Origin of the sequence: Halocynthiibacter sp., from assembly GCF_049608145.1 — a bacterium.
In the GTDB taxonomy this organism is placed as follows: Bacteria; Pseudomonadota; Alphaproteobacteria; order Rhodobacterales; family Rhodobacteraceae; genus Halocynthiibacter.
Genome location: NZ_JBMYXF010000089.1, coordinates 1 through 5952, shown reverse-complemented (window position 1 = coordinate 5952; position 5952 = coordinate 1). Strand labels below are relative to the sequence as shown.

The following is a 5952-nucleotide window of genomic DNA, read 5'->3' as shown; positions in this document are numbered from 1 at the left end:
TTTTCAGGAAGGTCAGAATACCGCCCGCCAAGAACAGGGTAACAAGAAGCAATGGTGCAAGCCGGCCAAAACGCGTTGCAGCCATCTGTATATCCGATGTGTTTACGCCCAAAAGAAAAGGCAAGATTGCGCCAGTCCAGATCATCGCCATGGCCAGATGAAGGAACAATAGCCCTGTCACAGGACCAGAAAGATGACTGAGTGACGTAAGAACCAACAACAACACAAGGCATTTCACGAGCACCAGCCATTTCAGGGCTGAACAATGCAGAAACGATAAAAATGCAGCAGCCGTCAGGGCCAGCCCCCTGCCCGGACCACTTTCCCACAAAAGCCCCGCAATCCCGGGAATAAGCGCACCATCCCAGTTCCCGGTTAGGACCGCTGCAGACACACCAAAAGACAGAAAGCACATCACCGCGCCACTGATCGCGGCAATCCGTTGCCCCAGTCGCAGAACGGGTAAACCAAATAACACCCCGGCCAGAGCCCCTCCCGCGCAGATAACGGCGGACATCCACATCAGTGTTTTGACCAGAACAGGCGCAATCATCAAGACATCAGAAAACCCAGACATTGCAAAGCTTACGGCTGAATATGAAAGGTGAAGCTCCCACGCATCGCATGGCCATCTCCGCCAAGGGCGCTCCAGGACACAGACCAATCCCCCGCAGAAAGCTCAGGCACCGCGATAGAAAAATTATCAGACAGCACCGCAATCTGATCGCCCAGATCCAGCATCTGCATATCACCGGACGGGCCGGTGACGGACATCTGTACAAGTCGCAAAGGTTTATTAAACGCCATAGTAATCTCAGAGGGAGATGCAACAGACACGGCCCCGTCAGCAGGTTCCGTTGTTAATAGTTTTGAATGTGCCTGGGCTTCAGCCCCCAGAAACAAAACGCAGAAAACCGCGATCAGTGTGTTTCTGAAGACATGGGTGCGTATCATTCCAAACCAAATTGCAAACATAAAGACCTCCTTGTTGAAACACCACGTCTGAGCCCTCCAGCCACCGGAAGGTCAAGCGGCTTTATGTATCGTCGCGATCTTTGTGATCAATTCGAGATAATGACCCGGCGTTGCAAGCTGCCCAGACACCCAGCCGTAAAGATCGTGGTCGTTTTCCTCAAGCAGCGCTTCATACAGATCCAGTTCTGCCGCGCTAAGATCCTGCAACGCGGCTGCGGAAAAACCAGAAAGGATGATATCCATTTCCTTGATCCCACGCCGGATCGAGCGCATGTGAAGGCGCTTCAGGCGGTGCTCTTTGCTTTCAGTCATATTCAGCCCGCTTTCAGGATGCTACGCAGGTTTTTCTCAAGGCGCCCCAGACGATCTGCTGATTTCCCAATCTGGGTTTTCAGATCACGGATTTCGGTCAGAATTTCTCCGACACCGGGGGCAAGGGTTTGTTGTTCTTCTGGTGCAGACACGCCGTCGCCTTCACCGTTCAGAAGCCACATGATCGAAACATTCAGAAGGCCCGACAGTGACATCAGTTTGTTTGAACGTGGCTCAGAAAGATCGTTTTCCCACGCACGAATTGTCTTCAGTTTCACACCAAGTCGTCGTGAAAGTTCGTCCTGTGACATGCCCAAGGCTTCACGAGCGCCAACAACACGGTCACCAAAAGTGGTATATTCCGCACTAAACCAATCGTTTTCTGCGTCATCCATAATGCTTTTTTATCTCTTCTTGCCTCAATTACCTGCGCAGCTTAAATCATTCGGAACTGACTTACAAACATGGTTCGCCTGATGTCTCTGATCTCTGCCTCACTTTCCCGCGTCAAACCGTCCCCGACGATTGCAATCAGCAGCAAAGCCAAAGAGCTTGCCGCAGATGGCCACGACATTATCGCTCTCTCTGCGGGGGAACCCGATTTTGACACGCCGGAAAACATCCGTGATGCCGCAATCAAAGCCATCCACGAGGGCAAAACCAGATATACGGCCCCTGATGGTATTCCCGAGCTAAAGCAGGCGATCTGTGATAAGTTTCTGCGTGAAAACCACCTGACCTATACACCGTCACAGGTGTCCGTATCATCCGGTGGCAAACAGATCCTGTATAACGCTCTGATGGCGACACTAGATGCCGGGGACGAAGTGGTCATTCCCGCCCCTTATTGGGTCAGCTACCCGGACATGGTGTTGCTTGCGGGAGGCACCCCAGTGATTGTTGAATGCCCAATTGAAGCCGGTTTCAAATTGACAGCAGACGCCTTGGAAAACGCGATCACGCCAAAGACCAAATGGCTGATCTTCAACTCGCCTTCCAACCCGACAGGGGCAGGTTACAGCCGGGACGAACTCAAAGCGCTGACCGACGTGCTGATGCGCCATCCTCAAGTGCACATTATGACCGATGATATGTATGAACATCTATCCTATGACGGTTTTACGTTCTGCACCCCGGCCGAAGTTGAACCCGGTCTTTACGACCGCACATTGACCTGTAATGGCGTATCCAAGGCCTATGCGATGACCGGCTGGCGTATTGGCTATGCTGCCGGGCCTGAACCCCTGATTTCAGCCATGCGCAAGGTGCAGTCGCAGTCCACCTCTTGCCCGTGTTCCGTCAGTCAATGGGCCGCCGTTGAGGCCCTGAATGGATCACAGGATTATATTCATGACAGCCTCAGCATCTTTCAAAAACGCCGTGACATGGTGGTCGAACAACTAAACAGCTGTGAAGGAATCACCTGCCCGACACCGGATGGGGCCTTCTACGTTTACCCTTCGATTGCGGGCTGCTTAGGTAAGACGTCTTCCGGTGGCAAGATCATCACCGATGACGAAAGTTTTGCCACGGCCCTGCTTGAAGAAACCGGGGTTGCGGTGGTATTTGGGGCTGCTTTTGGTCTTTCGCCGAACTTCCGCGTTAGTTATGCAGAAGCCGATGAAGTGCTGTTGGATGCCTGTACGCGCATTAAGGCCTTCTGCGAAAAATTGAGTTAAGAGATACCCGTACAGTTTGCGAAAGGCTGACACCCAGCATGACGACAGAGCTTCCAGAATATTATTTCCGCACCCGCGAAAACGGGGCGATTGCTTTTCGGATCGATACCGAAAACCGGCATCGTCGGATCGACATGGATCAGATCGCCGTTCTGAATGTGCGCAACGGCGAAATAAAGCCCATGGCAAGCGGGAACTAACTGAAGCAGATATTCAGGCTTTGACAGAATGGATGCAGGAACGCCAGGCTCTGCTTGCCAGGCGCGCAATCGACGATATCCTGCGCACGGTTGATCACCTGAACCTGACGGCCCAATGGGCGCAGTCCAAGGCAGAGGATGCCGATCTGGAATTGGTCACGGACACTCTGCTTTTGGCGATGCATGACTTGCGGTCCGTTCTGGTGCGCAAAAAAGCAGATCGTCTGATGGCCAAAAACGAAAAGTGATCTAAAGGGTTTAGCCCAATCATCTTTGACACGCCTAACACCCGGAGTTTTCATAAAGCTCCGGGTGTTGCTTTATAGGCAATCCCTTATGCGACCCAGCTGCGCTTCCAGAACCGCAGGTTCAGAAGTACGGCAACAACCGACAGACCGATCACCAACCCTCCCCAGACGCCTGGAGATCCATAGCCCATAGTCTGGCTGATAACATAGCCTGACGGAACGCCGACGATCCAATATCCAAAGGCCGCCATCAACATCGGAATGCGCGTATCCTGCACACCACGCAAAAGCCCGATCCCAATCGCCTGCATACCATCTGCCAGCTGAAACAATGCCGCCAGCACAAGGAAGACCCGGGCAATTTCCATAATTTCTGCACGCGCAGGTTCATCTTCAGCCAGAAATAGCGACACCAGTGGTTCCGGAAATGCAACAAATAAACCAATCGTCAGCAGTGAAAAGACAAACGACATCACCAGGACAACCTGCCCGCCCATACGCAAACGGGTTTCGTCCTTTTCCCCCATGGCCCGACCGGCACGAATGGTCGCGACACCAGACAAACCCAGATGCACCATGAACGTGACGGATGCCAGCTGCAACGCAACCCCATGGGCGGCAAGTTCAATCGTACCAAACCAGCCGACCATAACAGACGCGGCGGCAAACAAGCCGACTTCTGCAACAATCGTGATCCCAATAGGGATGCCCAATCGCAAAACCTCTCGCAGGGCTTCGCCATCTACCTTCCAGAACCGCGCGAACAGATTGTGCTCGGGTTGTTTCTTCCAGGCGTAAATAGCTAGAATAATCAGTGGCAGGAACTGGTTCACAACGGACGCAATCGCAGCACCGCGAATACCCAGCTCCGGAAAGCCCCAGTTCCCAAAGATCAGAACGTGGTTCATCACAATATTCAGCAGAGCCGCGCCAATGGTGGAAATCAATACAACACCGGTGCGTTCCAGTGCCGACAGATAACTTTTCAGCGTCACAACCAACAGTGCCGGAATAAGACCAACCCCGGCGATACGCAGGTACTCTTCCCCAAGGGCGGCCACTTCTTCTGTCTGCCCCAACAGCAGCAGAATGTCTTCAGACCACAGAAATACCGGCTGCATCAGAATAGTATAGCCAAGCGATGCCCACAAACCCATCCGCGTCACACGGCGCACACGGGTATCGTCGCCCGCAGCAGATGCCTCTGCCACCATAGGCATCACCGCATTGCCAAAGCCCGCGCCAAAGACAAAGATCACAAAGAAAAACGTGCTGGCCAGCGTCAGCGCGGCCAGTGATGTCACGTCATACCAACCCACCATCACAGTGTCTGTCACACCAATCGCCATCTGCGCCAGGTGACTGCCCACCAACGGCAGGCCAAGCAGCGTTACCGCTTTTATATGCGATGCATAGGTCATGTTCTTATGTCCGGTGGTCAACTTAGAAAAGGGAGGAGCCATTCCCCTGGGCGGGAAATGCCGCCAAACCTAAGCGAACCAGATATTTTCCGGTCCCACAAGGGGGCTTTGGAAAATTATTCCTGTATCTTTCCCAGGATCAACCCAGAATTTCCCGTATGGCCGCTTCAAATACGCCTGCCCCGACAGGGATCAGATCATCGGGGAAATCATAGTCAGGATTGTGCAGCTGCGGCTGATCCGTGCCGGATCCCAATAGGAACATCGCCGATTGTGCCTCTTTCCCGAACAAACCGAAATCTTCAGACCAACGCACAGGGTCTTGATCCTCGATCATAGGGACATTGCAGCTTTCCACCGCCCGCTTCAGAACGGCCGTGGGACCTGGGGCATTGGTGCAGGCATAAAACACATCGTGATAGCTGGTGTTCACCTGCAGTCCATCCCGTTCCGCCACGCGGGCAATCAAAGCTTCGGCGTCTTCACACAGGGCCGCCATATCCGCATCTTCCAAACACCGCAGCGTGCCCAACACCACCGCATGGGCGGGTGTCACACCAAAAACAGCTTCGCCCATTTCCGTGTGGGTCACCGTGACCAGACGATATCCTGGCACAAGCGCCCCACCCGCACCCAGCGCGGTCAGGCCTGGCATCAGTTCTGCAACAGCATTCATTGGCGACACCCCGGTTTCCGGCATCGAGGCGTGTGCGGTCTTTCCCGTCAACTCAATCCGGATCCCGCGAGATGCACAGTTTGCAGGGCCATCGACAATCGCCACATGTCCCAGTGGCAACCCAGGCAGGTTGTGCAAAGACAGGGCCACATCCGGGGAAATCTGTCCAAAACGCGGATCATCCAAGACCGCCCGCGCGCCCTGCCCGGTTTCTTCAGCTGGCTGAAACAACAGCACGACACGGCCCCGCGCCGGGCGCTGCTTGGCCATCATACGCCCGACAGCACAGACCATCGCCATATGCCCGTCATGACCGCATAGGTGACCCTTGCCCTCTACCTGACTTTTGTGTTCAACCTCAGTCAGTTCCTCAATCGGCAGTGCATCCAGTTCCGCACGCACCATCACAGTCGGTCCCCGCTCAGTACCATTATAGATCAG

Annotated in this window: 7 protein-coding genes and 1 pseudogene; 2 read left to right on the top strand and 6 right to left on the bottom strand. The window is 54.0% G+C overall.

Going from position 1 to position 5952, the window contains the following annotated elements; genetic code table 11:
* The 4 genes from ACPGUT_RS15665 to ACPGUT_RS15650 form a co-directional block, all read right to left on the bottom strand.
* Positions 1–577 (bottom strand): hypothetical protein (locus tag ACPGUT_RS15665; RefSeq protein WP_423992989.1); only part of this gene is annotated, 577 nt, incomplete at its 3' end.
* 8 nt (positions 578–585) lie between these two features.
* A complete protein-coding gene (locus ACPGUT_RS15660) occupies positions 586–975 on the bottom strand; it encodes a copper resistance CopC family protein (RefSeq protein ID WP_423992987.1) in 390 nt (129 codons plus the stop codon).
* A 51-nt stretch (positions 976–1026) separates the two neighbouring features.
* Positions 1027–1287, bottom strand: coding sequence for a succinate dehydrogenase assembly factor 2 (locus ACPGUT_RS15655; RefSeq protein ID WP_423992985.1), 261 nt, complete (start codon positions 1285–1287; stop codon positions 1027–1029).
* 2 nt (positions 1288–1289) lie between these two features.
* Complete coding sequence (locus ACPGUT_RS15650; RefSeq protein WP_423992983.1) at positions 1290–1682, bottom strand: helix-turn-helix domain-containing protein; 393 nt, start codon at positions 1680–1682, stop codon at positions 1290–1292.
* A gap of 81 nt (positions 1683–1763) precedes the next feature.
* Between ACPGUT_RS15650 and ACPGUT_RS15645 the strand changes: the two genes are divergently transcribed.
* Together ACPGUT_RS15645 and ACPGUT_RS15640 are read left to right on the top strand one after the other, a co-directional pair.
* A complete protein-coding gene (locus ACPGUT_RS15645; RefSeq protein ID WP_423992981.1) occupies positions 1764–2966 on the top strand; it encodes a pyridoxal phosphate-dependent aminotransferase in 1203 nt (400 codons plus the stop codon).
* A gap of 38 nt (positions 2967–3004) precedes the next feature.
* Positions 3005–3414 (top strand): annotated as a pseudogene (locus tag ACPGUT_RS15640) (hypothetical protein).
* An 86-nt stretch (positions 3415–3500) separates the two neighbouring features.
* Here the strand turns inward: ACPGUT_RS15640 and ACPGUT_RS15635 are convergent.
* Both ACPGUT_RS15635 and ACPGUT_RS15630 read right to left on the bottom strand, forming a co-directional pair.
* Entirely contained in the window at positions 3501–4835 is a 1335-nt protein-coding gene (locus tag ACPGUT_RS15635; protein ID WP_423992979.1) for an MATE family efflux transporter, read from the bottom strand.
* Between the two features lie 139 nt (positions 4836–4974).
* A partial coding sequence (locus tag ACPGUT_RS15630; protein ID WP_423992977.1) for an amidohydrolase occupies positions 4975–5952 on the bottom strand: 978 nt, incomplete at its 5' end.

What these genes read in the sequence shown, in the direction of transcription:
- ACPGUT_RS15660 (WP_423992987.1), bottom strand. Translation starts at nt 975, where the DNA reads ATGTTTGCAATTTGGTTTGGAATGATACGCACCCATGTCTTCAGAAAC.
- ACPGUT_RS15655 (WP_423992985.1), bottom strand. Translation starts at nt 1,287, where the DNA reads ATGACTGAAAGCAAAGAGCACCGCCTGAAGCGCCTTCACATGCGCTCG.
- ACPGUT_RS15650 (WP_423992983.1), bottom strand. Translation starts at nt 1,682, where the DNA reads ATGGATGACGCAGAAAACGATTGGTTTAGTGCGGAATATACCACTTTT.
- ACPGUT_RS15645 (WP_423992981.1), top strand. Translation starts at nt 1,764, where the DNA reads ATGTCTCTGATCTCTGCCTCACTTTCCCGCGTCAAACCGTCCCCGACG.
- ACPGUT_RS15635 (WP_423992979.1), bottom strand. Translation starts at nt 4,835, where the DNA reads ATGACCTATGCATCGCATATAAAAGCGGTAACGCTGCTTGGCCTGCCG.